This is a genomic window from Streptococcus sp. CF7_Ac1-8, assembly GCF_024295435.1.
GTDB lineage: Bacteria > Bacillota > Bacilli > Lactobacillales > Streptococcaceae > Streptococcus > Streptococcus mitis_AP.
In genome coordinates this window covers 42122-68128 of the sequence record NZ_JANCPI010000002.1, presented here as the reverse complement: position 1 = coordinate 68128, position 26007 = coordinate 42122, and the positions used below count along the sequence as shown (strand labels likewise).

28 protein-coding genes and 3 pseudogenes are annotated in these 26007 nt (G+C 40.1%); 5 read left to right on the top strand and 26 right to left on the bottom strand.

Annotated elements, in window-relative coordinates; genetic code table 11:
- The first annotated feature begins 42 nt into the window (after positions 1-42).
- Positions 43-306 carry a SemiSWEET family transporter gene (locus NMM26_RS01370; protein ID WP_000166114.1) on the top strand — a complete coding sequence of 88 codons (264 nt, stop codon included), beginning with the start codon at positions 43-45 and terminating at the stop codon, positions 304-306.
- An 84-nt stretch (positions 307-390) separates the two neighbouring features.
- Here the strand turns inward: NMM26_RS01370 and NMM26_RS01365 are convergent, their stop codons facing one another.
- The 3 genes from NMM26_RS01365 to mutL are packed head-to-tail and all read right to left on the bottom strand — an operon-like array spanning position 391 to position 3522.
- Positions 391-954, bottom strand: coding sequence for a DNA-3-methyladenine glycosylase I (locus tag NMM26_RS01365; protein ID WP_254753637.1), 564 nt, complete (start codon positions 952-954; stop codon positions 391-393).
- Between the two features lie 9 nt (positions 955-963).
- Positions 964-1557, bottom strand: a complete 594-nt coding sequence (gene ruvA / locus NMM26_RS01360; RefSeq protein ID WP_061438645.1) for a Holliday junction branch migration protein RuvA — start codon at positions 1555-1557, stop codon at positions 964-966.
- Positions 1558-1572: 15 nt separating this feature from the next.
- Complete coding sequence (gene mutL, locus NMM26_RS01355) at positions 1573-3522, bottom strand: DNA mismatch repair endonuclease MutL (protein ID WP_254753636.1); 1950 nt, start codon at positions 3520-3522, stop codon at positions 1573-1575.
- 206 nt (positions 3523-3728) lie between these two features.
- Here mutL and NMM26_RS01350 point away from each other — a divergent pair, with 206 nt between their 5' ends.
- The 3 genes from NMM26_RS01350 (at position 3729) to NMM26_RS01340 (ending at position 6102) form a co-directional block, all read left to right on the top strand.
- Positions 3729-4169, top strand: a complete 441-nt coding sequence (locus NMM26_RS01350; protein ID WP_254753635.1) for a LytTR family DNA-binding domain-containing protein — start codon at positions 3729-3731, stop codon at positions 4167-4169.
- Positions 4166-4624 (top strand): DUF3021 domain-containing protein, encoded by a 459-nt coding sequence (locus tag NMM26_RS01345; protein ID WP_254753634.1) that lies wholly within the window; start codon positions 4166-4168, stop codon positions 4622-4624. Before NMM26_RS01350 ends, NMM26_RS01345 begins: the two co-directional genes overlap by 4 nt.
- Positions 4625-4839: 215 nt before the next feature.
- Positions 4840-6102 (top strand): NRAMP family divalent metal transporter, encoded by a 1263-nt coding sequence (locus NMM26_RS01340; protein ID WP_254753633.1) that lies wholly within the window; start codon positions 4840-4842, stop codon positions 6100-6102.
- Positions 6103-6431: 329 nt separating this feature from the next.
- On the opposite strand, the gene nrdI is transcribed toward NMM26_RS01340, so the two are convergent.
- From nrdI to NMM26_RS01315, 5 genes and pseudogenes are all read right to left on the bottom strand, one after another.
- Positions 6432-6902 (bottom strand): class Ib ribonucleoside-diphosphate reductase assembly flavoprotein NrdI, encoded by a 471-nt coding sequence (nrdI, locus tag NMM26_RS01335; RefSeq protein ID WP_254753632.1) that lies wholly within the window; start codon positions 6900-6902, stop codon positions 6432-6434.
- A 77-nt stretch (positions 6903-6979) separates the two neighbouring features.
- On the bottom strand, positions 6980-7513 hold the full coding sequence (locus NMM26_RS01330; protein WP_223330348.1) for an ABC transporter permease: 534 nt from the start codon (positions 7511-7513) through the stop codon (positions 6980-6982).
- A gap of 60 nt (positions 7514-7573) precedes the next feature.
- On the bottom strand, positions 7574-8860 hold the full coding sequence (locus tag NMM26_RS01325; protein WP_254753631.1) for a response regulator transcription factor: 1287 nt from the start codon (positions 8858-8860) through the stop codon (positions 7574-7576).
- Between the two features lie 11 nt (positions 8861-8871).
- Positions 8872-10542 (bottom strand): annotated as a pseudogene (locus tag NMM26_RS01320) (sensor histidine kinase).
- Positions 10520-11134 (bottom strand): YesL family protein, encoded by a 615-nt coding sequence (locus tag NMM26_RS01315; protein ID WP_000532348.1) that lies wholly within the window; start codon positions 11132-11134, stop codon positions 10520-10522. Before NMM26_RS01315 ends, NMM26_RS01320 begins: the two are co-directional and overlap by 23 nt.
- A gap of 134 nt (positions 11135-11268) precedes the next feature.
- Between NMM26_RS01315 and NMM26_RS01310 the strand changes: the two genes are divergently transcribed.
- The gene (locus NMM26_RS01310; protein ID WP_254753630.1) at positions 11269-11838 is read left to right on the top strand and encodes an MptD family putative ECF transporter S component; all 570 of its coding nucleotides are present in this window, start codon (positions 11269-11271) and stop codon (positions 11836-11838) included.
- A gap of 38 nt (positions 11839-11876) precedes the next feature.
- Here the strand turns inward: NMM26_RS01310 and NMM26_RS01305 are convergent.
- The 18 genes and pseudogenes from NMM26_RS01305 to NMM26_RS01220 all read right to left on the bottom strand — a co-directional run.
- A pseudogene (locus NMM26_RS01305) lies at positions 11877-11975 on the bottom strand (ABC transporter permease); the annotation flags it as partial.
- Between the two features lie 106 nt (positions 11976-12081).
- Positions 12082-12210, bottom strand: a pseudogene (locus NMM26_RS01300) (ABC transporter permease); the annotation flags it as partial.
- 16 nt (positions 12211-12226) lie between these two features.
- Positions 12227-13471: a transporter gene (locus tag NMM26_RS01295; RefSeq protein WP_254753629.1), complete on the bottom strand. Its 1245-nt coding sequence runs from the start codon at positions 13469-13471 to the stop codon at positions 12227-12229.
- A 184-nt stretch (positions 13472-13655) separates the two neighbouring features.
- Entirely contained in the window at positions 13656-14342 is a 687-nt protein-coding gene (locus NMM26_RS01290; protein ID WP_302850807.1) for an Rgg/GadR/MutR family transcriptional regulator, read from the bottom strand.
- Between the two features lie 311 nt (positions 14343-14653).
- Positions 14654-15346 (bottom strand): methionine ABC transporter permease, encoded by a 693-nt coding sequence (locus tag NMM26_RS01285; RefSeq protein ID WP_247942341.1) that lies wholly within the window; start codon positions 15344-15346, stop codon positions 14654-14656.
- A gap of 1 nt (position 15347) precedes the next feature.
- Positions 15348-16409 carry a methionine ABC transporter ATP-binding protein gene (locus tag NMM26_RS01280; RefSeq protein WP_004260936.1) on the bottom strand — a complete coding sequence of 354 codons (1062 nt, stop codon included), beginning with the start codon at positions 16407-16409 and terminating at the stop codon, positions 15348-15350.
- Positions 16402-17775 carry a M20/M25/M40 family metallo-hydrolase gene (locus NMM26_RS01275; protein ID WP_000231805.1) on the bottom strand — a complete coding sequence of 458 codons (1374 nt, stop codon included), beginning with the start codon at positions 17773-17775 and terminating at the stop codon, positions 16402-16404. Before NMM26_RS01275 ends, NMM26_RS01280 begins: the two co-directional genes overlap by 8 nt.
- A 99-nt stretch (positions 17776-17874) precedes the next feature.
- Positions 17875-18729, bottom strand: coding sequence for a MetQ/NlpA family ABC transporter substrate-binding protein (locus tag NMM26_RS01270; RefSeq protein WP_000694523.1), 855 nt, complete (start codon positions 18727-18729; stop codon positions 17875-17877).
- A gap of 153 nt (positions 18730-18882) precedes the next feature.
- Positions 18883-19713: an amino acid ABC transporter substrate-binding protein gene (locus NMM26_RS01265; protein WP_049500712.1), complete on the bottom strand. Its 831-nt coding sequence runs from the start codon at positions 19711-19713 to the stop codon at positions 18883-18885.
- Positions 19714-19816: 103 nt separating this feature from the next.
- On the bottom strand, positions 19817-20140 hold the full coding sequence (locus tag NMM26_RS01260) for an AzlD domain-containing protein (protein WP_020902668.1): 324 nt from the start codon (positions 20138-20140) through the stop codon (positions 19817-19819).
- A complete protein-coding gene (locus NMM26_RS01255) occupies positions 20130-20825 on the bottom strand; it encodes an AzlC family ABC transporter permease (protein WP_080710021.1) in 696 nt (231 codons plus the stop codon). The genes NMM26_RS01260 and NMM26_RS01255 overlap by 11 nt, the downstream gene beginning before the upstream one ends.
- A gap of 125 nt (positions 20826-20950) precedes the next feature.
- The gene (locus NMM26_RS01250; RefSeq protein WP_023948489.1) at positions 20951-21463 is read right to left on the bottom strand and encodes an HdeD family acid-resistance protein; all 513 of its coding nucleotides are present in this window, start codon (positions 21461-21463) and stop codon (positions 20951-20953) included.
- 49 nt (positions 21464-21512) lie between these two features.
- Positions 21513-21734: a TetR/AcrR family transcriptional regulator gene (locus NMM26_RS01245; RefSeq protein WP_004250194.1), complete on the bottom strand. Its 222-nt coding sequence runs from the start codon at positions 21732-21734 to the stop codon at positions 21513-21515.
- 143 nt (positions 21735-21877) lie between these two features.
- Entirely contained in the window at positions 21878-23104 is a 1227-nt protein-coding gene (locus NMM26_RS01240) for an MFS transporter (protein ID WP_000862437.1), read from the bottom strand.
- Between the two features lie 71 nt (positions 23105-23175).
- Positions 23176-23808 carry a CPBP family intramembrane glutamic endopeptidase gene (locus tag NMM26_RS01235; protein ID WP_029690051.1) on the bottom strand — a complete coding sequence of 211 codons (633 nt, stop codon included), beginning with the start codon at positions 23806-23808 and terminating at the stop codon, positions 23176-23178.
- A gap of 45 nt (positions 23809-23853) precedes the next feature.
- Positions 23854-24531, bottom strand: a complete 678-nt coding sequence (locus NMM26_RS01230) for a CPBP family intramembrane glutamic endopeptidase (RefSeq protein WP_000738302.1) — start codon at positions 24529-24531, stop codon at positions 23854-23856.
- A gap of 21 nt (positions 24532-24552) precedes the next feature.
- Positions 24553-24786, bottom strand: a complete 234-nt coding sequence (locus NMM26_RS01225) for a hypothetical protein (RefSeq protein ID WP_000933480.1) — start codon at positions 24784-24786, stop codon at positions 24553-24555.
- A gap of 289 nt (positions 24787-25075) precedes the next feature.
- A complete protein-coding gene (locus NMM26_RS01220; protein ID WP_254753626.1) occupies positions 25076-25939 on the bottom strand; it encodes an XRE/MutR family transcriptional regulator in 864 nt (287 codons plus the stop codon).
- Positions 25940-26007: the final 68 nt, after the last annotated feature.

The following is a 26007-nucleotide window of genomic DNA, read 5'->3' as shown; positions in this document are numbered from 1 at the left end:
CATTTCGCTAATTTCTATGATATCCTTTTGAAGGAGGTGTATATGACAAAACAAAAAATTAATCGAATCGTAGGTTCTATTGGTGCCTTTATTGGAATTATAGTATTTATTGCCTACATACCTCAAATTATCGCTAATTTACAGGGAAATAAAGCTCAACCATTTCAACCTTTATCAGCTGCTATATCTTGCTTAATCTGGGTTATTTATGGATGGACAAAGGAACCTAAGAAGGATTGGATACTAATCATTCCAAATTCAGCTGGTGTTATTTTAGGTGGAATCACTTTTTTGACTTCACTCTAACAAATCTAATAGTATATATAAAAAGCTGGGAAAAATTTCTCAGCTTTTTTCTATATTCTCAGATATGCTAGTTACCTGTACACACTAATTCCTGCTTTTCCATTCACAATCATTCTCGTGGTCATCAACTAGTCCTGCAGCCTGTAGAAAAGACAAGACGGCGACTGGGCCTGTGAACTTGAAACCTCTTTTTTTGAGATTTTTGGCCAATTTCTCAGACAAGGGTGTTTTAGCTGGGGCTTGGCGGTAATCGGGAACATCGTTAACGATTGTTTTCCCTTCAACAAAAGACCAAAGATAGGCATCAAAAGAGCCATATTCTTCCTGTAGTCGTAAAAATGCTTGGGCGTTAGCGCGTGTAGCAAAAATCTTGGCTCTATTCCGAATGATGGCTGGATTCTCCAGCAAGGCTTCCAACTCGGTGTCGGTCATGTCTGCCACCGCTTGAATTTGATAGCCATGAAAGGCTTCTCGGAAAGCTTGGCGTTTGTTGAGCACCGTTTCCCAAGACAGGCCTGCCTGATAGGTTTCCATGCACAATAACTCAAACAATGTTTGGTCATCATGGAGGGGCTGGCCCCACTCCTCATCATGATAGGCGATATAGAGAGGATTGGTCATCTTGACCCACGAACAACGTTTTGTCATGCTCTGCTCCTATTTGACCAACATTTTAAGGGCCGACTTGATATAGTTCTCAGCTGTATCTGTCGTTCCTTCAAAGAATTTCTTGATTTTCTTAAGTTCGGTTGCCTTGTAGCCCAGCGCCAACATAGCTTCCATGGCTTCTTCCAGTTCTTGGTTTTCAGCGCTGGTTTGCACTGCCACCTTGGCAGGAAGGTCATCTCCTGCAACTACTACCTTGCCTTCCAAGTCCAGCACCATTTGCTGGGCTGTTTTCTTGCCAATTTTAGGGAACTTAGTCAAGTAGGTGATGTTCTTGGTTTCAATGGCTTGAACCAAGCCAGCATTGTCATCAGCAGCGATAATAGCAAGAGCTGATACAGGACCAATCCCAGATACCGAAATCAGACTGAGAAAGAGCTTTTTCTCGTCTTCTGAGCGAAATCCATAAAGCAGATGAGCATCCTCACGCACAACCTGATGCACATAAATTTGAGCTTCTTGGTTAACCTGACCTGAATAAGCATAAGGATTGGCCACATGCAGGATATAACCAATACCATTGGTTTCAAGAACAATGTATTTGGCAGTGATTTTGGTAATGATTCCTTTTAAATATTCGTACATAGTTTTCCTTTTAGTTTAATATTTCCCCAACTCACGGAGACTGGTGTGATTTTCCTGAATACGTCGGAACATCTTTTCCATATCTGACTTGGTAAAATGCACTAAAACAGGACGTCCGTGGGGACAGTTATAGGGATTGTCACACTGAGAAAGCTGATAGAGGAGTTGTCTAGCTGAATGATCATCAATACGATGGTTGGCCTTGATAGACCGTTTGCAGGACATCATAATAGCCAACTCTGCTCGGTATTTCTTGATAGAAACTTCCTTGGTCAAAAGGAGCATGTCACACATTTCATAGATGCCTGATTCAATCTCTTCTTCTGCCATCCAAATAGGATGTTCACGTAAGATGAATTGATTTTCTCCGTACTCTGCTAGAAAGACGCCCACTTCCTCTAAAAGTGCCATTCTTTCCTTGAGACGAAGGGCATCATCCGCTGGAAATTCAAAGATATAGGGTACTAGTAGTTGCTGCTGGCTCTGGTCAACATTGCCAATGCTCTCACGGTATTCCTCATACTTAACTCGTTCCTGAGCCGCATGCTGATCTATGATGTAGAGCCCATCTCGTCCCTGGGCAAAGAGATAAGTCCCGTGCATTTGCCCGAAAAATTCCAACTCTGGGAAGCTTGAAGATTCTTCTCGCTCCAGCTTGTCATAAGCCTTATCGAGACTCGCAAGGTCCAACTCAGGATGATCTAGTTGGTCATAGTTAGCAGGTTTTCTCTCTGCAAAATGCAATTTTGCTGGCTTGGTCAGCTGGTCCAAGGTTTCCTTAGCAAATAAAGTCAAATCCTGTCCTTCATCAGTTAATTCAACCTGATAATCAGCCACCTCAGCTTGACTAGGTCTTGTCGGCTCAGTTTTCTCATAGTAGAGCGTATTTTCTTTGAGCGGGAGAATGGTCTGCTCCACCTTCTCACGATTGCGCACGGTCGATTTGGCAAGATTTTCCAAGGCATCAGGAATCAAGGTTTGTTCCTTGAGACTGTTTGCAATAGCTTCTGAAACCAGCGTCATCAGTTCTTTTTCCTTGGAAATCCGCACTTCTTGCTTGGTCGGATGCACATTGACATCCGCTAGATAAGGGTCGATATGGATGTGAATGACAGCCAGTGGAAAACGGCCCACCATAAGCTTGCTTCCGTAACCATCCAAAATAGCACGATTGAGTAGAAAGTTCTTGATATAACGGCCATTGATGAAGAGGCTGATATAGTTTCGGTTGGCTCTAGTTAACTCAGGCAGGGAAACAAAGCCTGAAATCTCGAAATCTAGATCAGAATTCTCAATTTCAATCATCTTCTTGGCACTGGCCAAACCGTAAATCCCTGCGATTGCTTGGCGCAGTTGCCCAGTCCCAGCTGTTCGCGTCATTTCCTTACCGTCACTAATCAAGCTGAAAGAAATCTCAGGATGGGCCAAGCCCAGACGGTTGACGATATCAATGATATGAGACAGCTCCGCTTGCTGGCTCTTCATATATTTGAGGCGGGCAGGCGTGTTGAAAAAGAGGTCCTCCACACAAACCTTGGTTCCCACAGGACTAGTCGCTGGGATGACTTCTTCTACTTCTCCTCCACGCGCGACTAACTTAGTCCCATGACTTGCACCATCCACCGCCGTTAACAGAGTCAGAACACTAACAGAAGCGATAGAAGGCAAGGCTTCACCACGAAAACCAAGCGTCCGAATTCGAAAGAGGTCTGCTTGATTTTTTATCTTACTAGTCGCATGGCGGCGCAGGGCCAATTCCACCTCATCGTGGGCAATTCCATGACCATTATCTGTGATTTGGATTTTCTTGAGACCAGCTTCCTCAATCTCAATGATAATCTGACTAGAGCCCGCGTCAATGGCGTTTTCTACTAGCTCCTTAACAACGCTAGCTGGACGCTCGATAACCTCTCCAGCCGCGATCTGGTTTGCCAGCACCTCTGGCAATTCAATAATATGAGACATCTTTCAGCCCCTTTCCGTATCTATTTTCCTAGAAATTGATTAGTGCTATTATACCATATTTCAGAAAGGACAGAAAAGCAAGCACCACATAGGAGCCAAATCCCTCCACATAAACAAAGTCCCTTGTCAGGTATCGTAAAATAGTGTTTAATAAAGGTGTACAAGAAGTGATCACAATTTTGTATGAAAAACAAGGAGAGAAATTTATGAAAGTAGAACTACAGATTAGTGAGACTTACAAGGAGGAAAAACTGATTGTCCAAGCACCTCAAGAAACCGAAAAAGTCCAGAAAGTCATCGAGTTTGCAGAAAATCTGGATCGAACAGAAAAAATCAAAGGGAAAATCGATAATCAGGTCTATCTCGTTGAGATTGGCAAGATTCAGCGCTTCTATATCGAGAATCGGAAGGTTCTAGCAGAAACAGCTAGTCAGACCTACACCATTGACTTACGACTCTATCAGGTCCTTGAACTTTTGCCAAGCAATTTTATCCAAATTTCCCAATCAGAAATCATCAATATCAACTCCATTTCTCATCTCAAGCTCACCCCCAACGGTCTGGTAGAAATTTTCTTGAAAAACGAAAGCTTCACCTACTCTTCACGCCGTTACCTAAAAACCATCAAGGAGAAATTAGAACTATGAAAAAACAAATCTTCCACGACGCAGCTACTGGTGTCCTCATCGGTCTCATCCTCTCTATCATCTTTTCACTCATTTATGCACCAAGTACCTACGCCCCGTTAAGTTCCGACTCTCTCATCGGACAAATGATGACTCAACATCAAGTTCACGGTGCCTTGGTCTTGCTCTACTGCACACTTATCTGGGCAGCCATCGGCATTCTCTTTAGTTTTGGCAATAGCTTGTTCAAGCGTGACTGGAGCTTACTCCGTGCGACTCTGACTCATTTTTTCCTCATGCTAGTAGGCTTTATCCCACTAGCAACCCTAGCAGGTTGGTTCCCCTTCCACTGGATTTTCTATCTCCAACTCATTATCGAGTTTGCGATTGTCTACCTCATCATTTGGACTATTTCCTATAAAAGAGCATCAAAAAAAGTAGACCATATCAATCAACTCTTGGAGCATAGAAAATAGGAACCTCATAATAAGCAAATCCGAGAAAGAAACTTCTCGGTTTTTCTTTACCCTGCTGTACCTTGCTATCATAGCAGTTATTTTCAGACCTTCTCTGTAAATTTTCTGTAATTTTCTATCTTTTTTCAAAATCATCTTGCATTTTTTCAAAGTTTTTTGTAGAATATAGATTATATATCCAGATTATTCTGAAAATTCAAAAAGGAGTATCTATCATGTCACAAGCTATTTCGTTAAATCAATCCACCTGGGCAAGTAAACTAAAAGCAATGGGACCGGGAATCCTAATGGCTTCTGCCGCTGTTGGAGGTTCCCATATTGTATCCTCAACTCAAGCTGGAGGTTCTTACGGTTGGTCTCTACTTTTCTTGGTCATCTTAGCCAATGTCTTTAAATATCCATTTTTCCGTTTTGGTGCTGAATACACAGCTGATACTGGAAAGACTTTGGTTGAAGGTTATGCCGAAAAAGGAAAACTCTATCTCTGGATTTTCTTTATTCTCAATGTCTTTTCGGCTATGGTCAACACAGCTGGTGTTGCTATTCTGTGCTCAGCTATCATCGCCAGTGCCTTCCCAATGATTGGGCTTAGCATCACTCAGTGGTCCCTCATTCTCGTTGCAATCATTTGGGCTATGTTACTCTTTGGAGGCTACAAACTCTTAGACGGCATGGCAAAATGGATAATGTCTGCTTTGACCATTGCAACTGTTCTTGCAGTTATCATCGCGGCGATTAAACATCCAGAATACAGTTCTAATTTTGTCGAGAAAACACCTTGGCAAATGGCAGCTCTACCCTTCATCGTTTCCCTCTTAGGGTGGATGCCGGCTCCTATTGAAATTTCAGCTATCAATTCACTTTGGTCTGCTGAAAAGAAAAAGACCGTCAACTTTAATACAGAGGACGCTCTATTTGACTTTAACGTTGGTTACATTGGAACGGCTATCCTAGCTGTGTTCTTTGTAGCACTGGGAGCATTGATTCAATATCCTACAGGGCAGGCGGTTGAAGCTGCTTCAGCCAAATACATCTCTCAATTCGTGGGCATGTATGCCTCTGTTCTTGGTGAATGGTCCCGTTACTTGATTACCTTTATTGCTTTCCTGTGTATCTTTGGAACAGTTATCACTGTTATCGATGGCTATTCTCGCGTTAATCAGGAATCTCTCCGACTGCTAATCCGTCAAAAAGAGGACAATAGTAAATCTTTGAACATCTGGATGACCATCACTACTATCATCGGTATCGTCATTATCAAATTCTTCGCTGGTCAGGTGTCAACCATGCTCCGCTTTGCCATGATTGGCTCTTTCCTGACAACACCATTCTTTGCTCTTTTGAATTACGCCTTGGTAACGCGTGAAAACAAAAATCTTCCTTCTTGGCTCAAACACCTTGCCATTGCAGGATTGATTTTCCTCTTTGGTTTCGCCATCTTCTTTATCTATGCACTCGCAATCGGAAAAGCAGGATAACTAACAAGCTCTAGATGAAGATAAGGTTTCATTTCATACTCAATGAAAATCAAAGAGCAAAGAAAAAACTAGCCGCAGGTTGCTCAAAACACTGTTTTGAGGTTGTAGATAAGACTGACGAAGTCTGTAACATATATACGGCAAGGAAACGTTGACGTAGTTTGAAGAGATTTTCGGAGAATATCAAGAAAAAATTCAGTCAATATTTCTATGCTAAAAGGCATAAGAACAAGGTTTTGAATACCTGAACTTATGCTTTTTTACGTTCTCAAAGACTGTTTATACTCAAAAAGCAGTTGAACAACTTCAACCACCTCTTATATTGAGTATTAATTCTCCCTTTCCAACTCATACAAATCTGCGATAATCGCTGCGACACGTTTGATATCTTCCAGCATGCCTCGCATTTCAAAGTCAGCCAAGACAGGGAAACCAAAGCGTTGGCTGTATTGCTTAGCTGTCAGGCAGTATTGGTTATTAAAGTTACGATTTCCTGAGCCAACCACGCCAAAACACTTACTAGCATTGTCACCATAGGCGATAAAATCCCCCACTGATGTCGTCAAAATCTCTACATCTCCATTATCCACGCCATTCCCACCTTCAAGGTAGGTCGGTAGAAAGGCGACGTAAGGGTGGTCCATTTCATAGAAATCGTGACCTTCCTTGACCAAATCCTTGATATGAATCTTTTGAACCTCAATTCCCTCGTACTGGGACAAGAGATAGTCTTTCAAGCGCGTCACAAAACTCTCAGTATTGCCACTCAAACTAATATAAACTAAAGAAATTGTCTTCATATTTTCCTCCATGATTTTATTTTTAATCGAAAAAGAACTACCAAGATTGTAACTTGATAGCTCTTTTTTGTCAATACTTAAGCAAGATCTTCTGTTTCCTCTTCTTCCGCCAAGGCTTTCTGTTGACGCCACATCTTATAGAAGACAAGGGCTAAGAAAAGAACATTGATGACGATATAGAAAATGCTAACGGCTTGTGAAATAACACTTATCCCTAAACGCATGGTCTCATCGTGAACTAACTGCACAGCGTCTTGTAAACTAACATAGCCATAAATCGAACCAATAATGGCTAGCAAAACATAGCCGACATAAGTATAGTTTGCATATTGCAAATTTTTACGAATAAGGAAGACAATCGCTACTACAACTAAAATAGCAGACAGTACAATCAAGGCCATATTAAAAATAGAATGAGATGATTCTGCTACTCTATAGGTGTAATTGATGTTGTCTTCTAATTGCTGGGCACTAAGTCCTGCAACATGTGACTGTTTAGCACGAAGGACTTCTTTGCTAGGCAAGGGACTCAACATTCCAAACAGAGACATAGCTGAAATAAGAGCAGACAAGATTAGCAAGACCCATAGATAAATTGGTTTCTTTTTCATAATAGAACCTCCTGATATTATTATTGATATTATAGCACTTTTTGTAAAGGGATACAAATTTTATAATGTCGTTTCTACCTGTTTTCGGTAGGCTTTTGGCGATTTTCCGCACAATTTTCGGAACACTTTATAGAAATATCCAACATTACTGTAACCAACAGCATAACAAATATCTTCGATGCTGTCACTAGTTGAAAGCAAGAGCTGTTGGGCAGCCTTAATGCGCTGTTTGTTTAGTAACTCTGCGAAGGTCGAATTGGTTTCTCGCTTAATCAACTGTCCCAGATAGACAGGATTGATAAAGAGATCCTTACTGATATCCTTGAAGGAAAGTTCTTTCTGATAATCACGCCCAATGACTTCTAGCACACTAACCACATTTTCATTCATCCGATATTGTCCAAAGAATCGAGTCAGAGTTTCCTTGATATAAGGAACCAATTCATCGAAGGTTTGAATAGCATGAATCGTTTTGACAATATCCGTCAAATCATCAGCCTTTAGATGTTCAAACAAATGAAAGACATCCATGATAAACTGGATAAAAAGCTGTTTGGTAATGGGAACACGCGGCGTATTTTCAAGAACCACCTTCTCCAAGAGGTTTAACTCTTCCACGATTTGATTGAGGTTCCCCTGAATGATAACCCTATAAATCGGTTCGTAATAGGCAAAGAGACTCTCAGACTGTTGTAGATTTACAGAACCGTAAAAGAGGGCTTTCTCAGCATTCAACTTCCAGCGTTCAAAGTGTTCTTGATAAGGAGCTTCAAAGGGAGTAACGACTAAACCATCTAGGGGTTTATCAGAAATAAAAATCTGCCAGTCTTGACCCAAGACATAGTAGGGAATGGTAAAAGATCCTTGTTTTTCCTTGGATAGGCCTATCCACCAATTCTCCTCACCTCCTAGATAACTAACAAATCCAGCCTCATCTAAATCTTGACTAAGGGTCTGACTTTTCTTTCCTCTCTCGCCGAGCTGACCTGCAATCTTCTCCAGCAGATTTCCCAACTCTACCTTATCAACAGGTTTGACCAAATAGTCCACCACACTAAGGTTCATGGCTCTTTTTACATAATCAAACTCCTGATAACCCGAGAGAAGGATATAGGCAATATCTGGTAAGATTTCTTTCATCTCCCGAATCATATCAAGCCCTGTTTTATCGGGCATATTGACATCGGAAATGACCACATCGACAGGATTTTCCTGAACATATTCTAGGGCTTCATCGGCATGACTGGCTGTTGCGACGACCTCCATATCCCACTTATCAAAGGGAATCAAACGTTTCAGACCTTCTGTCACCATGTACTCATCATCTACTAATAATACTTTATACATTTTCTCCCTTTCTACTCATCTTGAATTGTAATACGATACTGAACACCTGCTTGCTCCGCAGACTCTATAGTAATGGCATAGCGGTCCCCAAAATAGAGCACAAAACGCTCATGGACATTGACAATCCCGATAGACTGCTTTTGATCACTGTAACTGGCTTGGTGTTCAAAATGTCTCTGACTTAATTTTTCTCTAATACTTGTCAGTTTTTCAACCGACATTCCACGACCATTATCGACCACTAAAATTTCTACAAAACCATCCTGTTTAAGCGCCTTGATGCTAATCACATTATCTGTCCGTCTGTGGTCAACACCATGCGCGAAATAGTTTTCTACCAGCGGTTGCAAGGTAAACTTAGGAATTTTCATATTCTCTAGCTCTGGGTCTATCTTGAAACCATAGGCAATGGACTTGGGATAGCGAACCATGCAGAGATAGCTGTATTTACGACAAAATTCTAATTCCTGTTTGAGAAGGGTCTCTCTCTCGTCGGAAATATTGTTACGCAAGAGACTACTGAATTCATAAATGATATCTGCCAACTCATCTTGACTTTGCATAACTGCATACATGCGCAAGAACTCCAGCGTATTATACATAAAATGAGGATTGATTTGAGCCTGTAAGGCTCGCATATTGGCATCTTTTTGACTAAGCTCTAACTGATAAATATCATGGATATTCTTTTCCAAGCGATCCAACATATCATTGGTCGTCTCCGAGATTAGGAGCAATTCCTGATCCTTTTCAAGCGTATCAATGCGAAGACCTTCTTGTCCTTTGGCAATAGCTTGGATGGAATCCACCAGGTCCACTACCTGCTTTTGATAATTAGCAAAAGTCTTCCTCAAAGTCAGATAGAGAATGACAATAAAGAGAAGGCTCAAGCCCACAATCAAAGCAGAGCTAGCCACTGTTCCTTGTAAAACAAAGTTTTTAGGAACTGCCACCTGAACCTGATATCCATGAGAGGTAAAACCGACAAACCAGTTCTCATGTTACCTATTGACCCTCTCACCAATATGAAAAATCTCCGTATCAAATGGTGATGTCACAGTCACAGCCATCGGGATATGACCTCGGGTATTGTCAATGGCATGATATAAGACTTCTGGATCCAAGGAGATGTAAATCACTCCTATAGATTGATCCGTTGCTGGGTCCAGAACTGGAATGCCAAAACTATTGGCCTCTGGTTTAAAGGCCTCAGCAGGCAAGACATGACCACTTCTTTTATCCCTTGTTGAAACATAAACTTCTTTAAAATCCTGCAAGACGATTGCAACACCCGTTATAGAGTCATTTTGGACATAAAGATCATCAATGTTTTCATACAGAGAAATAGAAGTTGACGAAGCTGCTTGATGCTCCAATAGCCAATAAAAATACTCAGAAGTTGACAAGCTAAAGTACTTATAAACCCCTTGTATCCGGTCTTGATTGGCTACTAAATCTTGCGCCAGTTGGGCTGACTCCCGATAATAATACTCCACCTCATCGACTGTTCGAGTGGTTACACGTTGGGCTACTCTTTGAGCTTCCTTTTCCCGTGAATCCCAGTCAGCGTAAGAGAGTAAGATTGCAAAACTCGCAATAATAATCATCATAACTGAACTGTAGGTTCTTAGAAGCGTATGTAGCCAAAACTGCTTCATTCTATTTTGTCGCCAATTTTTCATGGATACTTTCATAGACCGGTTCCAACATATCACTGATAAAGAAATGCCACATCCCAATTCCTACAAAGAAAAGTAGGGCAGGCATATAGTAACCAATTGCCACAAGTAGCACTGTCCCAAGGAGAACCTTGGCCACAGCTGCTAAGCTCATAAATATGCCAATCAAGGATAGTTTGAGACTATTTCGATAGGACAAATCAAAATAAACTTGTAATTTCAAAGATACTGTATAAGCCAAAAAGATCAGGGCAACTACTAGGACATTCAAAAAGGTCGCAATCAAATGAATAATAGTCTGATGAGGCAATTGCACCAAGAGATACAGGCCATAGACCAAAACTAGATCCACCCCTAAAAAGCTATAGAAAATCAGGTTGCTTGAGACGAAATTTTGCTTATAAAGAGACCACGCCTCCTTCAAACTGTATTCCCGAAAGCTATAACCATGTTCTGCATACAGGCTCATCAAGGTGGCACTAGCCGGCGCTAGACCAAGGATAATCCCTCCTGCCAATGTTAATAGCCAAAAGAAGGCTGTCGCAATCATCCCTAAAAAGAAACGATTAAAGACAAAGTCTAAAAATCTCCCCATGATATCCTCCTAAAAATAACTATGAAACTATTATATCATATTTCAAGCGTTTTCAAAAACATAGACTATCCATTTACAATCCCACCAAACCGTGGTACAATGAGAATTGTGAGAAAATTATCAGGAGACAATTCATGAACAAATCTATCTTAACTACACTGCTCTTTGCAGTTCTTTACTTCCTCTGCATGGGGATTGGTGTCCTTTTGGGCAATCTCCTTGACCAAACTGGAAACATGTTTTATGCACCTGCCTTTACTGCCCTTGTCGGCGGTAGCGTCTATATGATTCTAGTCGCAAAAGTTCCGCGCTTTGGAGCCATTACCACTATCGGCCTTGTCATCGCCCTCTTTTTCTTGGGGAGCAAACACGGTGCTGGTGCCTTCCTTCCTGGAATTATCTGTGGTCTTCTAGCAGATGGAGTAGCTCATTTAGGAAAATACAAGGACCAAACAAAAAATTTGCTTTCTTTCATTATTTTCGCCTTTAGTTCAACTGGTCCAATCTTACTCATGTGGATTGCGCCCCAAACCTATATGGCTACTCTTCTAGCAAGAGGAAAATCCCAAGAATATATCGACCGTATCATGGTCGCACCAAATCCTGGAACCATCCTTCTATTTATCGCTAGTGTTGTCATCGGAGCCCTAGTTGGCGCCTTGATTGGACAAGCCTTGAGTAAAAAATTTGCACAGAAAATCTGATAAATAAAAAGAGCCGCACGGCTCTTTTTATTTATGACTCAAGACTTAGTCAAGAAATCTCCCAAGAATTGGATTGCAAAGATAATCAAAATGATAATGATGGTTGCCAAGATGGTCACATCGTGATTGTAGCGGTTAATACTCAATGAAAATCAAAGAGCAAACTAGGAAGCTAGCCGCAGGCTGTACTTGAGTACGGCAAGGCAACGCTGACGTGGTTTGAATTTGATTTTTGAAGAGTATAAATCCATAAGCGATGGCTACGTTAGCAATACCACCAGCTCCAACCGCACCAGCCATAGCTGTTTCCCCAACAAGGGAAATCAAGGTCACAGTCGTCACACGGATCAAATCCGACAGATCTTCTAGTAATCCTGAGCTTTCTAGGCTAAACTTTTTTATCTGAAAAACTTCTTTTTTCTAGTGATAAAATCAACCCTATCACACTCACTACCAAAAATACCCACCAACAAAGCCTGATATCTTGCAAAGCTAAGAAGGAAAATACAGACATCCCCAAAGGTAATGTTAGGGAAAAAATCATACTCAAGAGATTATTACTTCGAGCTAATACATCCGCGCTCAAATTAGACAGTAATAGAGTATCTAATTTAGGCATTGACTTCGACATCAAATACATGACAAAAGCTAAGCAAGCAACACCTACTAGAGGAGAAAAATCTAAAATATTAGCAGTAGCAAGTAATACAAACAGGATTGCATTGAGCGATAGCAAACTTGAGAAAGACAATTTCCCAAAATAATCATGAGGAGTTAGGCTACCAAGAATAGCTCCTCCCAAGCTAACACATTCAATTAAAAATAGAGCTTGAGCATAGCTGAGATGATAGATAGTATGGTCTAATAAATAAAAGTGGTAAATACCTCCAACTGCTCCTCCCAAAGTATTCATCACTAAAATGACAAGAATTATTTTAAACAAAGATTTACTTTCTCTCTGTCTAAATATATTATCCATGTCCGCATAGATTGCCTTAACTTGTTGAAGTAAACTAATCGACTTATCCTCTACACTTACAGACAAATGCGTCAATTCTCTTCTATTTTTGAACAAAATGAGAGAAGATAGTAAAAAGAAGCCAGCATTCACAATTGCAACAAAAGAAAAATTTTGGTGGCTTGTTGTGAGTAGCCACACTCCTAAGGCTTGACCTCCTAGATTTGATAAATAGGAAACAAACTGAGTAAAGGAATAAGCTTCATAGAGCTTATCTTCCGAAATATTATGCTGGATAATCGGCATACGAAGTCCTGCTGTATAATCTGATAAAATATCCGAACAGATATTAACCATACAGATAATAGCAAACGTTACGAAGTTCTGGTCATGAATCACACTAGCAATCAAAAGAAATAGTAGACTTTGCACACAACCAACCCAAATAATTGTCCCTGCTTTATTCCGAGTATGATCAGCCTTAATCCCAACATAAAAAGTAAATAGGAAAGGTAAAATCGTAATCATATTCGCCATAAATACAGCTATATTTTTAAAGGGTAGACTCGCAGCATAAACGATAAATACCAGATTATAAATATAAGCTCCACTTGAGCTCAAAAACCTTGATAAGGTCAGTATTCTAAATAAATGATGTCTTAAGAATAGTTTCATAACAGGCCTTTCTCACATTTCAAAGAGTATTCTATTGAATCCAGTCTAACAAAAAAAGCGGGGCTCCCCACTTTTTTGTAATATATTTTTTCTGAAAATAGAAACTCTAGCGCCTAGAAACTACTAATTATCAATCCATCTACAAGGCTATTTATTTTTCATCAGTCGATGTAACGAGAATATATTACAAATCTTTATTTGAAAGCTGATTTGCAAAATAGTTTTCATAGTATCTTGCACCACCTACATACTCTAAATCTTGTAAGATTGTAATGCCTCTCTGGATTTTTTCAAGACCCTTATTTTCTACATTAAAAATAGTATCATAATACCCTTTAGCAATCATATAAATGATTTTCAGATAAGCTTCAGATTCTGGCAATTCTCGTTTTTCAATCTGAAAAACAAAATAGTCTGCTTTTAATTTATCCTTTTCCTCTATCGCTTTAAAGAGTCCATTAATTAAAATGGTGTCAATACCAACTTTGTTACTAGGTAAAGAGCCTAATAAATCCGTCTTTTGCAACATCTCCCTAGAATATTTAAAATAGAGGGGCAGAGGAAACAAAGTAGAAATCGTTGAAAATAGTTCCAATTCATAATTTCCCCAGATATCAATAGTAAAAAAATAGTCATAGAGAAAAGTCAGTTCTTCATCCGTTGCTCTTATTTCTGAATCAAAAAACACAAGAAGGCTTTTGATACGAATCATTTGTAAAAGATAGCTCTTTTCACCACTTGATCTATACTTTTGAGCCATCTCTTCATACAAGGAATGGAGAGAATCAATCCCTTCTCTGTCATATAGATCCCAGAGATTTTCTTGAAAAGCCAAAACCTTTTTCTGAGAAAAACCACGTACCAAGTACATAAATTCATTCAAATCAGAGTGGATGTTATCTAAAGCAGTAATCAATTTCATAGATGATAAGTCTGCTTCTCCACGCTCAAATTTGCTCAGCATGGAATAAGTAAACTCTCCTCCCGTTGCCTCCTGTAGAGATACATTCCGACTCTTTCTCAATTCTTTAAAAACTTCTCCCAGATTTTGCATATTGACTCCCCACAATTCTTAACTCTCTAACTCATAAAAGCGACGATTGATAGCAACCAGTACAGAGAATTTTAAGTCTTGGCTATACGACAACTCTTATGAATGATGTACAGATGTCCTAGCTATTTTTATTTATGGCTCAATTTCTTGGTCAAGAAATCTCCCAAGAATTGGATTGTAAAGATAATCAAAATGATAATAATGGTTGCCAAAATCGTCACATCGTGATTGTAGCGGTTAAATCCATAAGCGATAGCTACGTTACCGATACCACCAGCTCCAACTGCCCCCGCCATAGCTGTTTCCCCAACAAGGGAAATCAAGGTCACAGTCGTCACACGGATCAAATCTGGAAGACCTTCTGATAGGTAAACACCTACGATATCCCAGAATGTCGCTCCGCTAGCTTGAGCCGCCTCAATGACACCACCATCCAATTCAGCCAAGACAACCTGCACCTGACGGGCAAAGAAGGCAAAGACTGCAAAAGATAGGGGTACAATAGCCGCATTTGGACCAATGCTTGTTCCTACGATTAGATGAGAGAAGGGTGACAAGACTGCCAAGAGAATGATAAATGGCACCGCACGGAAAATAGAGGTAATCTTATCCAAAATCCAGAAAACAGCCTTATTTTCCAAGACACCACCTGGCGCGGTCAAGACAAGGAAGAGACCTGCAACTAGCCCCAAGAAACCTCCGATGATGAAGGAAAGAACTGTCATATAAAGAGTTAGGTAGATGGCTGTCCCCCAGCCTGCTTGACCAGCCCAGCCCATCTTATAGACATTTGGCAAATAGGTTTGAATCAATGACTCCATCTTACTGTCCTCCCTTCAATACTTTTAGTTGTACGCCTGCTTGACGAATGGCTTCTTGAGCACCTGCTAGCGCTGCTTTTTCACCTGACAAGACCACAACTAATTCTCCAACAGGAGTTCCATCGAGGATTTCGATATTTCCATAGAGGATATTCGCCGTCACTTGATAATGCTTGTACAATTCATTCAAAAGTGGCTCGTCTGTTGAAGCACCTGCATACTTGAGTTGCACTAAGAGACTATTTTCAGACAGGTTTTGCACAATTTCTTGCTTCTCGATTTTGACCATAGCTTCGTCAATACCTGTAGCTGTTGAGATAAAGTCTTGAGTCAAAGGTTGTTTAGGGTCTGAGAAGATTTCAAGAACACTACCCTCCTCAATCAAATGCCCATCCTGCATAACTGCCACACGGTTAGCAATGTCTTTGACAATCTGCATTTCATGCGTAATCAAGACAACAGTTAAGCCTAATTTTTGGTTCAAATCTTGCAACAAGGCCAAAATCTGCTTGGTTGTCTTAGGGTCAAGGGCAGAAGTTGACTCGTCTGAAATCAAGATTTTTGGATCATTGGCCAAGGCACGCGCAATGGCTACACGCTGTTTTTGCCCTCCAGATAGTTGTGAAGGGTAGTTTTCAGCACGGTCTGCCAAGCCAACCAAGTCCAACAACTTGGCTACTTTAGCCTTCTTTTCTTCCTTGCTGAGTCCAGAGTGTTTAAGGGCAAAGGCTACATTCTCCTCTGCTGTCTTTTGGCTCATCAGGTTAAAATGCTGGAAAATCATTCCAATATCTTGACGTTTACGACGCAACTGCTCGGCCGTCAAGGTCACCTTGCCATCAAAAATCACATCGTCATCAATGGTAATTTTCCCTGCAGATGGCTTTTGCAAGAGATTAATCACCCTTACAAGGGTTGATTTCCCTGCTCCAGAATATCCAACGATTCCGTAGATATCCCCTTCTTGGATGTGAATGGTCACATCCTTGACCGCTGTGATGGTTCTCTTCTTTTGGTGAAAAGTCACATCGATCTGATCTAACTTGATAATATCTCTACTCATAGCTTCTAATCAGCTCCTCTACTAATTCAATATGGGTGTAATAATCGGCGATTCGCACATTTTCATCCCCACCGTGGTCTCGACTATTAGCATTTCCTAGACCGAAGGCCACCATTGGTACCTCTAGGGCATCAAAGACCGTATGCATAGGCCCTGTCCCCGCTGTTGTCGGCAAGACTGAAACGCCCTGTGGATAGAATTTCTTGGCCAACTCGATTACATTGAGAATGGCTGGTGCGCTCATATCGCTTCGATAGCTCATCTCTCCCAAGGTATAGTATAATTCTACCTTATCAAAGCCATTTTTGTCTAGCTGTTTCCGAATTTTTTCCAGAACATCATGCGGTTCTAGACCAGGAACCAAACGAACCTCTAGCTTAGCACTGGCTTCTGCTGGTAAAATCGTTTTAACCCCTTGTCCTTGGTAACCTGACTGAATCCCTTCGATATTAAGGGCTGGCTCGAAAAAGAAACGTTTCAGAAAGGCTGCGCGGTCCTCTTGTAAAAGGGGTAATTCCAAACCATAAATCTGGCTGATTTCCCCTGGATTTCGTTGGGCATAGGTACCCACCAAGGCCAATTCACGTTCATTTGGCTCTTGAACTTCTTCGTACAAACCTTCAACCAAGATACGGCCATCTGCTGCACGAAGAGACTGTATGGCTTGAAGGAGATACCAGGGAGCTGATTCCACAACCCCACCATAACTAGAATGGATATCCACATCAGCGCTTTTCACCTTGGCATCAAAGGTCACAATCCCCTTATTTCCACCAGAAATTTCCAGCTGTTCCAAGGCATTTTTGGTTCCTTGTTCCCAGACCAACAAATCTGCACCACGGAGTTTATCCGCATGCTTTTCTAGATACTTATCTAGGTCTGTCGAAGCGGATTCCTCCGCTCCCTCCATGATAAAACTGATATTGACAGGCAGGTCATCATGGTGCTGCATGTATTTTCTCAAAGCACTCAAACGAGCCGTGATATGACCCTTGTCGTCATCAACCCCACGCCCATACATAAAGCCATTGCGGACCGAAAGCGTAAAGGGATCCTCTGTCCACACCTGATCCCCATCCGCTGGCACAGTGTCATAGTGGTTATAGAAAATCAGGGTCTTGGCATCTGGACGCGAACTCTTGAAATGTGCCATGACAAAGGGCGCCGTATAAGTCTCATCAATCTCCACTTCAGCCCCAACACGCTTGAAAATCTCACCCAGATAGTTGGCAACTTCCTTAAGTCCAACCTGTTGGGCAAAGACCGACTTCTTAGAAATCAAGGTACGCAAAACCTCAAAATAATGCTGGGCTACATGATCCTTTTCAAATTTTTCAATCTGTTCTTGTTCGCTAGGAAAAACCATATTCTCTCTACCTTTCTATGAACCTATAGTCTTCTTTACAATCCATGCTCTATACAAAAGCAAGAGGTGGAATTTTCTCTCCCACCTCCCTGTTTCTTATTACCAAACTGGTTGATCCAAACCGTCTGATGTTTCTTCGATAACTTTTTTCACGTCATCTGTGTGGTAAGCTGCGATCACTTTCTTGATAGCATCAGCTTTTGGTGATGTTTCCCAATCTTTTTTCGCAACGATGATGTTGTACCATTGTTTTGAATTTTCATCAGCTTGTTCTTTGAAAAGTGCTTTCTTGTAGTCCAATTTTGCTTCTGTAACGAAGGTATTGTTTACAACGGCAGCGTCAACTGATGACAATGAACGAGCTGTTTGGCTAGCATCCAATTCAGTGATTTTCAAGTTCTTTGGATTTTCTTTGATGTTAGCAACTGTTGCAAGAGCAGTTCCAGAAACATCCAATTTAATCAAGCCAGCTGATTGAAGCAAGTAAAGTGCACGACTTTCGTTTGTAGCGTCGTTTGGTACAGCGATTTCTCCGTTTGCTGGGATGTCTTCTACTTTAGTGTACTTGTTGTCACTTCCATTCAAACCTGAGTAAAGACGGATTGGAGAGATGTAAGTATCTGCAATCGCTACAAGGTCTTTTCCGTTTTCTTTGTTCCAGTTGTTCAAGAAGTTATAGTGTTGGAAAGCGTTCAAATCTACTTCGCCATCAGCAGTTGCCTTGTTTGGTTGTGAGTAGTCTGTGAACTCTGTAAATTCCAAGGTAATACCATCTTTTTTAACCAATTCTTGGATTTTGTCCCAACGTTTTTCTTCAGAACCGCTACGGTTAACAGTTGCGATTTTGATAGTTGTTGCATTGTCTGCTTTCTTTTCTGAGTTTCCGCAAGCTGCAAGAGCCAAACCTGCGACTGTAGCAAGAGCTGCTACACCAAGCCATTTTTTGATTTTCATGATTCTTTCTCCTTAAAAATAATACCGTACTAGTATCTCACAATTTATTTGATTTCACAAATTGTTATTAGATAGTCAGATATATAGTTTAAAACTATATCCTTAAAAACTGAGAAATCATCCACCTTATTCAGAATGGATGATTTCAAAAAATTATTTAATATCAGCTTCTGCTGGTAGGTAAGTGTCTCCGAAGAATTGTTTAGACAACTTTTCAAGCGTTCCGTCTTTGTAGAGTTCTTGGATACGTTTATCTACAAATGATTTCAACTCATCTTGACCTTTAGCAAGAAGTGGGTAAACGTAAGGTTGTTGGTCGCTTGGAAGTTCAATAACTTTCAAGTTGTCCAAACCTTGGTCTTTGATGACTGTTTCAACACCGATTTTATCAAAAATCTTATAGTCAAACTGGCCATCGCTCAAGCGTCCCATGATTTGTTGGAAGTCCGCTTTAGTATACTTTAGGACAGTTGGATTATCTGAATGTTGTTTGTTGTAGTCTTCTAGCTGTTTAGCAGATGTTGTCCCTTGAACAACTTCTGTTGATTTTCCACCGATATCATCAAGCGATTTAATGCTAGGGTCATCTTTTTTCACTACAAGAACGTTAGGGTTTTTAGCAGTTGGAGCTGCATAAAGGTATTTTTCAGCACGTTCTTTAGTGTAGCTGATGTTGCTAACAGCCATATTGTAACGGTCAGCATCAAGTCCTGCAAAGACTCCTGACCACTCTGTCTTCTCAAACTTGACATCATACTTGTCAGAGTCTTTAAAGATAGCGCGAACCACTTCAATTTCGTAACCAGTCAATTCGCCATTTTCTTCATAGTTGAATGGTTTTGGTGTAGCATTAGTTGCAACGATAATTTCTTTCTTGCTAGCTGCTTCTCCCTCTTTCTTAGCACCACCTGAGCAAGCTGCTAGTACACCTGCAGCAACAAGCCCTAGGGCAGCAAGAGATGAGTATTTAACGATTTTTTTCATGTCATTTCCTCCAAAATAGAATACCTTATAATCTTAACAGAAAAAGACCATTTGCGCCATTATATGATATCTATCTCTGTGATAGGTTTTCTTTATGGCTGATTTAAAAGACCAAACGCAAGACGGCAATTAAGATCACTCCAAAGAGAACTGTTCCGACTAGATTGCGGTAACGAAAGGCCACCCAAGCTGTTGGAAATACGGCTAAGAAGTCCAGCCATTTGATTTGAGGAAAACTCCCAACCTTACCTGTCACTACGCTTGACAGAATCAAGGCAAAGATAATAGAAACGGGCAAGAACTTCAAAAAGCGCTCAACGATCGCAGGCAAACCCTTATACTTGACCAAGATGAAGGGAATCATACGGGGAATCCAGGTCACCAAGCCAGAGAAAATAACTGCTAATAAAAGATACTTACTGACCATCTAATACCACCCCCATTGTACAACCAAGTAGCGTCGCAAACAGAACAGCTAGTGACTGAGACACCACTGTCAAGAGTAAAAAGAAGGACACCGCAACAACTGCTAGGATAATGAGCAGATTACGGACAGGAATCCGTCTTTGCATAATCTGGAATTGCGAAGCAAAAATTCCGATAAACATCCCAACCAAAGCAAAGTCTAGCCCAAAGATTTCTGGATTTGGTAGCAGACCACCTAGAGCCGTTCCAACCACTGTTCCCACAAACCAAGCCACATAGCTGTTGAGATTGTTTCCGTGCATCCACATCGGATTGACCTTGTCTGTATGGGCCAATTCGCCCATCAAAACGCCGTAGGTCTCATCTGTCAAGAGACTAGACATACCAATATTTTGCCAGAGACTGGTATGACGGAAATAGGTCGATGCGTGTAAGCTCAGCAAAAAGAGACGCAAATTAATCAAAAAGACCGTCATAGCAATAGCTGCCACGGGCGCCTGAACCGCAATCAAGGCCAACATGGCAAACTGGGCGCTCCCAGCATAAACAAAGAGGCTCATCAAGCCCATCTCAACAGGTGTCACATAGGGCGCACCGATAATCCCACAGGCCAGGCCGATACTGACATAACCAAGGGCTGTTGGCATGGCTGCCTGCACCCCCTCCCAAAATCCTTTTTCTTTCATCTTTCTCCTCATATCGTCTTAATAAATGGGCTGAATCAGTTCCAGCCACAGCATGGACTATTATAACACATTCAGGAAAGAGAAAAAAGTCTGCTGATTGTAATCAGACAGACTCCATTTTATTCTTATTTAATCTTGAAGAATTGAACAATTGCCACAATACCTTGATAAATAAAGACAAAGGCAATGGTGTAACTAATATAGAGACCGGTCATCAATGGGTATCCCATCATGATTAAACCTGCTACGATTCCTAAAATCCCCATCCAAACTAGAGGGGTACCTACCGATTTATCCGTCTTACGAACCTTGAAACCAACGATAGTTTTTGTAATACCATTTGTCAAGGCCCATAAAGAAATGATAAATGGTACAAATGTTACCATTTCAATAAAGCTACCTGAGAATAAGGTAAGAGCGAGGATGAGGGTAACAATTCCTCCAAATAAATTCCAGCCATGCTTTTCTTCTGATTTGAAGTATTGTACAATCTCAGAAATCCCTTGAACTGCAAATACAAGTGCAAACAAGAAAGTCATGGAAGCCAAGCTAATAAGAGGATGTGCAAACATATTAAAACCTGCAAAAACTGCAAAAATACCCGCAATTAGTAACAACCATTTCCAAATTTTCGACATTATTTTTCTCCTTTTTTAGAGGAATCTTCCTCTAGTATTCCATAAATCATCATATCCAAAACCTGTGATAATTGATGTTCATATCCTGAAACCAAGTTAGATAGAGGTCTGATTTCCCTGAAAAATTATGATACAAAACTCCTTTGGCAATACCATCCACTTTACAAAGTTCATTGATGACAAAACCTTGATAGCCTTTTGTAGCAAATTCAAACAAAGCAGCGGTAATGATTTTCTCTCTTCGTAGTCTTGTTTTTTCTTCTTTTCTCATGTATTTACCTCTACATTTTTTAATTATAAACCGATTGGTCTAAAATGTCAAGCAACTTTCTCAAAAATTTAACAGTCTGCTGATTGTAGCCATCATAAACAGACTGGAATCCAGTCTCAAACATATAATATACACATTCTTCGCTAAATGTTTTCACGGATATTCAAGAGTATGATAAAGGCAGCTAGAAGAAATAGCAATAAAACAAAGCTAACTGCCAGAGTTCCAAAGCTAGTAGCAATGGTTACCAAAGCTATTGTAAATAAGCTAGGTAAAACAACTGTAATGGCGCCGATAGAGGATTGAACTGCTCCCATTGACTCCTCAGGTATTTGTTTAAAAATGAGTTCCTGTAATCGAGGAGAGAGGATACCTGCGAAAAAGGCATCCAAGGCACTAAAGATAAGAATCCAGTCAAAACGAACTGCCACAAAGCCAACTAAAAGGAGTAATTGGATAATAAGCGAGGCATATAGGGCTAGTTTTATGGAGATTGTATTCTTCAGATAGCCACTCACAAGGCTTCCGACAATAAGGGCTGACAATTCAAGGGTGGATAACAAGGCAAGAGATTGACCTGTTTGTAAATTCAAAAAGGGCTGATTCCTCAAAAACAGAGTAGAAACAGGAACTGTAACATTTATCACTGCTTGACTAATAGAGATAATAAACAAAACCAAGAGCACCTTATTCATATTCCATATCAATTTTGATGATTGGAGCAGATGCTGGCAAAAGGATTTTACAGAGAGTCCTTCTTGATAGCTAATCGTTTTTTCTACTTTCAAGAGGTCTGTTTTTATGAAAAGAATACCTAAAAATGCGATTAAAAAGGTCAGAGCATTCAGTAAGGAAATAGACTGGATAGATAGAATACCTAGTAAGACTCCTCCTAGAATATTACTGATTGTTTTCACTAAACTAACAGTTGACTGTTTAAATCCAATAGCTTCTGCCAGATGGTCTTGCCCAATAATTCTAATGAAAATCGGAGTGAGCATGGCGCCTGAAAAATAACTCAATGTGTCAGATAAGAGGTTAATCAGACAAATAAATGCTACTAATAACAAGGAAAAGGACTGCCCTGAAAGTGATAAAGAAACGATAGAGTAAAGCAAAAATTTTGCAAAACTAATCATTGTATATTTTAGGACACGATGATGTTGAAAATCCGCCAAAACTCCCAGAAAGATTTGCAGAACTTGAGGAAGGGTTTCTGAAATCGTGATCAGTAAAATCGCCAAAGGGGCAAAAGATGCATCTGCCACATAATTCAAAAAGGCCAGATAAAAAATCGTATCCCCAACCGTTGAAATCCACTGGTTGATGGTTAATTGCCTAAAATCTCTATTTTGAAGAAATACTTTCATCACAACTCCTTTTTGAATTCAAATGGGAATCTTTCCCCAAGGATAGACCACGATACTACTAACAACCAAAATTACAGTAACATCAAAAGCTGACCAATGCCATTGTAGACTATATGCAATCCAATAGGCCAATAAATTGACTTTGTTACTCTAAATAAGACTGCAAATATAAGGCCGCCACCCATATAGTAGACAAAGTCTGTCAAGACCCAACCATGACTACTAATGTGCAAGATTCCAAATAATATAGCTGATCCGAGTACATCCAGTCCCCATTTCTTCCCTTTTTCCAGAGCAGTCATCACTAATCCACGATAAATCATCTCTTCAAAAATGGGGCCTGCAATAACAGGATAAAAAAAATACATCAAAAATGCCGTAGCTCCTGTAAAAGTAGGAGCAGCATGTTGATAAGAAATTTCATTTCGAGTAGGTGGAAAAATAAAAAATGTAACAAAATTCCAAATAACAAAAGCAAGAAGAGCTAGAAAAGAATAGAAAAGATAGGACCCTTTAAACTTTCTACTATTGATTTGTTGCCATCTCCCTGACTTAGTCATAGCAAAAAAAGCAAGAAGAACTACAAGAAAATTCAACATCATATCCGACAAATAGTAGGCAAAGTCAGATAGACCAAGAGCAAAGTCGCTAGATAAAACCAGACCACTAAGGTACTGATAAGCAATGACAAGTAGGATTGCTATAAAAAAAGTGGTTGCTTCGAATTAACTTTTTCATATATCACCTTTCTAATATCCAAATACCAATAAAGTAACAATGAGTAAGAAACTATTCCATGAAGCATGCAGAGCTATAGCCCAATAGATGGAGCGAGTGTAACGAAACATCATACAAAATATCAAGCCCATTCCAAAATACTTTATGAAATCTGTCGTTATCCAACCATACTGCAAAACATGCATAGCGCCAAATATGGCAGCAGAAACAAGAACATCAAGATAGTATCTTTTAACTTTAGATAAACTTGTCATCAAAAAGCCACGACAAACAACCTCTTCTGATACAGGTGCGATAATACTAGTATAAAGTATTCGCGTAACAAAATAGCTAGTTCCTGTTAAACTGGTGGCTACCTCCACGACTACACTTCCGTTCTGGGTACGAGGAAAGATATAGGTTGTTAGATTTGCCCACACGAACAATAAGAAAAAAGAAAGAAGGAAAACACCTAGGTAAGACCAACGAAACTGGAAACGACCACACTCTTTCCAATGTTCACTTTTGACAAAAGCAATTGTAGCTATAGTTCCCAGAATAAGTACCAATAAAACTTGGAACACATAGTACATATTATCAGACAAAGCAACCATAAAATCTAAGTCTGATGTGACATTAAAAATGAGGTAATAAGTCAAAATCAACAATCCAGTTGCTAGGTGAAATTTCATTTCTTTCATTTTCTTCATCCTATTATCTCCTATAAGAGCCTATCTTCTACGGCGACTAAACAATCCATCTGCTAAATCTATAGTCCAATCAAAAGCTCCACGATTAGGACTCATCCCTTGATTGCCCCAACCAGGGTAAATTCCTGAGACGCCCCAACCAGATATACCACTTCTTCCGCCACCTCCCATAGAATTTACGATATTTCCTCCTCTAACATCTTGCAACTCATCTTCTGTCAATTCCATTGTTTCTGCAAATTGTAAATTTAACATCTTTTACATTCCTTCAATTATTTTTATTTGTAAACCACTTCTGCGACCTAGGATTTGCTTCAAATGTTTTACAAGGACAGTATAACATGGAAATTGGCTTATTTTAGAAAATCGCATATTTGATATTTTTTCTTATAGAAATTTCACATTTGCGATTTTAGCAGATTTGATTATTTCACTGGTATAATAAAGTTACTACTAACAAGGAGGGATATAATGATGAAGAAAAGAAAAATCCAACTGATACTCCTGCTTATTTCGGAGTGGGTTATCGTCTTCCCGTTTCTAATTAATCGATAAGTTCTTTGTATTGCTGAAAACGCAATTCGAAGAGGGCTAGCAATTGTGGATTTTCTAATACTTGCAGAGATTGGATAAAGTGTTCAATCTCTTTTTGATTGCTTCCTTTGGTTTGAAGAAAGACACTCATTTTCTTTAAAAATTGCCATGATATTTTCTCAAAAACATCGTACGGGCGCAACATGCTCTCCAACTCAGCTTCGAAGATTGGGATGTATGAGAAAAGTTTTCGCTCCATGAGTTCTGATAAAATATTTAAGAGTCCTTGCTTCATATACAATCGATTGTGTACTAACTCTTTAAATTCTTTGGATTTTTCAAGCAAAGAGGTTGATAAAAATATCAAATCTTGGTTGCTCAAGAAGGGCATGGTATTGCAAAAGAGATAGAGTTCAAACCAGGTCCAAGATTCAATAGCATAGAGATAGGTAGTCAAAAACTCGCTATCCTCCTCTGCTAGCGAATAGCTTTTATCTAAGGAATGGAGTGCGTTTTTAATTACAATAGCATTCAAACAACGATAGGTCTGCGCCATCTGTTCTTGCTCGACTTCCTCCAACAGTTGCTCTAAGCCAGCAATATCTTGATGGGCAAAGCGATCCACAACCTTTCTACCAATTCGCATATGTGGAGATTCTTGATAGTTGTTGAGCTTGTGCCCAAACTCATCAAAGGTCACATTTATACCTTGGATAGCTAGGATTAGCTTGTCCGCAGATAGCATAGACTGCCCTAGTTCAAACTTGGACAACTGAGAGGCTGTTAGTCCCTCACAGGCCACATCTGACTGCTTGAGTTTTCTCGCCACGCGCAATTCCTTGTAAAATTCCCCCAATTCCATTCTCTCAATCATCTGACCACCTCCTAGCTTTTGCATATTGTATCATTATTTTTATGATTTTGTCAAAATATTCTGACATT

Bases quoted from the DNA above. Each gene is read 5' to 3' on its own strand.
- NMM26_RS01310 (WP_254753630.1), top strand. From the start codon at position 11,269: ATGAACAAATCTATCTTAACTACACTGCTCTTTGCAGTTCTTTACTTC.
- NMM26_RS01240 (WP_000862437.1), bottom strand. From the start codon at position 23,104: ATGAAAGTATTTCTTCAAAATAGAGATTTTAGGCAATTAACCATCAAC.
- NMM26_RS01345 (WP_254753634.1), top strand. From the start codon at position 4,166: ATGAAAAAACAAATCTTCCACGACGCAGCTACTGGTGTCCTCATCGGT.
- NMM26_RS01260 (WP_020902668.1), bottom strand. From the start codon at position 20,140: ATGGTCAGTAAGTATCTTTTATTAGCAGTTATTTTCTCTGGCTTGGTG.
- NMM26_RS01255 (WP_080710021.1), bottom strand. From the start codon at position 20,825: ATGAAAGAAAAAGGATTTTGGGAGGGGGTGCAGGCAGCCATGCCAACA.
- NMM26_RS01250 (WP_023948489.1), bottom strand. From the start codon at position 21,463: ATGTCGAAAATTTGGAAATGGTTGTTACTAATTGCGGGTATTTTTGCA.
- NMM26_RS01270 (WP_000694523.1), bottom strand. From the start codon at position 18,729: ATGAAAATCAAAAAATGGCTTGGTGTAGCAGCTCTTGCTACAGTCGCA.
- NMM26_RS01265 (WP_049500712.1), bottom strand. From the start codon at position 19,713: ATGAAAAAAATCGTTAAATACTCATCTCTTGCTGCCCTAGGGCTTGTT.
- NMM26_RS01275 (WP_000231805.1), bottom strand. From the start codon at position 17,775: ATGGTTTTTCCTAGCGAACAAGAACAGATTGAAAAATTTGAAAAGGAT.
- NMM26_RS01280 (WP_004260936.1), bottom strand. From the start codon at position 16,409: ATGAGTAGAGATATTATCAAGTTAGATCAGATCGATGTGACTTTTCAC.
- ruvA (WP_061438645.1), bottom strand. From the start codon at position 1,557: ATGTACGAATATTTAAAAGGAATCATTACCAAAATCACTGCCAAATAC.
- NMM26_RS01295 (WP_254753629.1), bottom strand. From the start codon at position 13,471: ATGAAACTATTCTTAAGACATCATTTATTTAGAATACTGACCTTATCA.
- NMM26_RS01285 (WP_247942341.1), bottom strand. From the start codon at position 15,346: ATGGAGTCATTGATTCAAACCTATTTGCCAAATGTCTATAAGATGGGC.
- NMM26_RS01230 (WP_000738302.1), bottom strand. From the start codon at position 24,531: ATGAAGAAAATGAAAGAAATGAAATTTCACCTAGCAACTGGATTGTTG.
- NMM26_RS01290 (WP_302850807.1), bottom strand. From the start codon at position 14,342: ATGTACTTGGTACGTGGTTTTTCTCAGAAAAAGGTTTTGGCTTTTCAA.
- NMM26_RS01245 (WP_004250194.1), bottom strand. From the start codon at position 21,734: ATGAGAAAAGAAGAAAAAACAAGACTACGAAGAGAGAAAATCATTACC.
- mutL (WP_254753636.1), bottom strand. From the start codon at position 3,522: ATGTCTCATATTATTGAATTGCCAGAGGTGCTGGCAAACCAGATCGCG.
- NMM26_RS01340 (WP_254753633.1), top strand. From the start codon at position 4,840: ATGTCACAAGCTATTTCGTTAAATCAATCCACCTGGGCAAGTAAACTA.
- NMM26_RS01350 (WP_254753635.1), top strand. From the start codon at position 3,729: ATGAAAGTAGAACTACAGATTAGTGAGACTTACAAGGAGGAAAAACTG.
- NMM26_RS01220 (WP_254753626.1), bottom strand. From the start codon at position 25,939: ATGATTGAGAGAATGGAATTGGGGGAATTTTACAAGGAATTGCGCGTG.
- nrdI (WP_254753632.1), bottom strand. From the start codon at position 6,902: ATGAAGACAATTTCTTTAGTTTATATTAGTTTGAGTGGCAATACTGAG.
- NMM26_RS01365 (WP_254753637.1), bottom strand. From the start codon at position 954: ATGACAAAACGTTGTTCGTGGGTCAAGATGACCAATCCTCTCTATATC.
- NMM26_RS01370 (WP_000166114.1), top strand. From the start codon at position 43: ATGACAAAACAAAAAATTAATCGAATCGTAGGTTCTATTGGTGCCTTT.
- NMM26_RS01330 (WP_223330348.1), bottom strand. From the start codon at position 7,513: ATGAAAAAGAAACCAATTTATCTATGGGTCTTGCTAATCTTGTCTGCT.
- NMM26_RS01325 (WP_254753631.1), bottom strand. From the start codon at position 8,860: ATGTATAAAGTATTATTAGTAGATGATGAGTACATGGTGACAGAAGGT.
- NMM26_RS01225 (WP_000933480.1), bottom strand. From the start codon at position 24,786: ATGTTAAATTTACAATTTGCAGAAACAATGGAATTGACAGAAGATGAG.
- NMM26_RS01315 (WP_000532348.1), bottom strand. From the start codon at position 11,134: ATGGGGAGATTTTTAGACTTTGTCTTTAATCGTTTCTTTTTAGGGATG.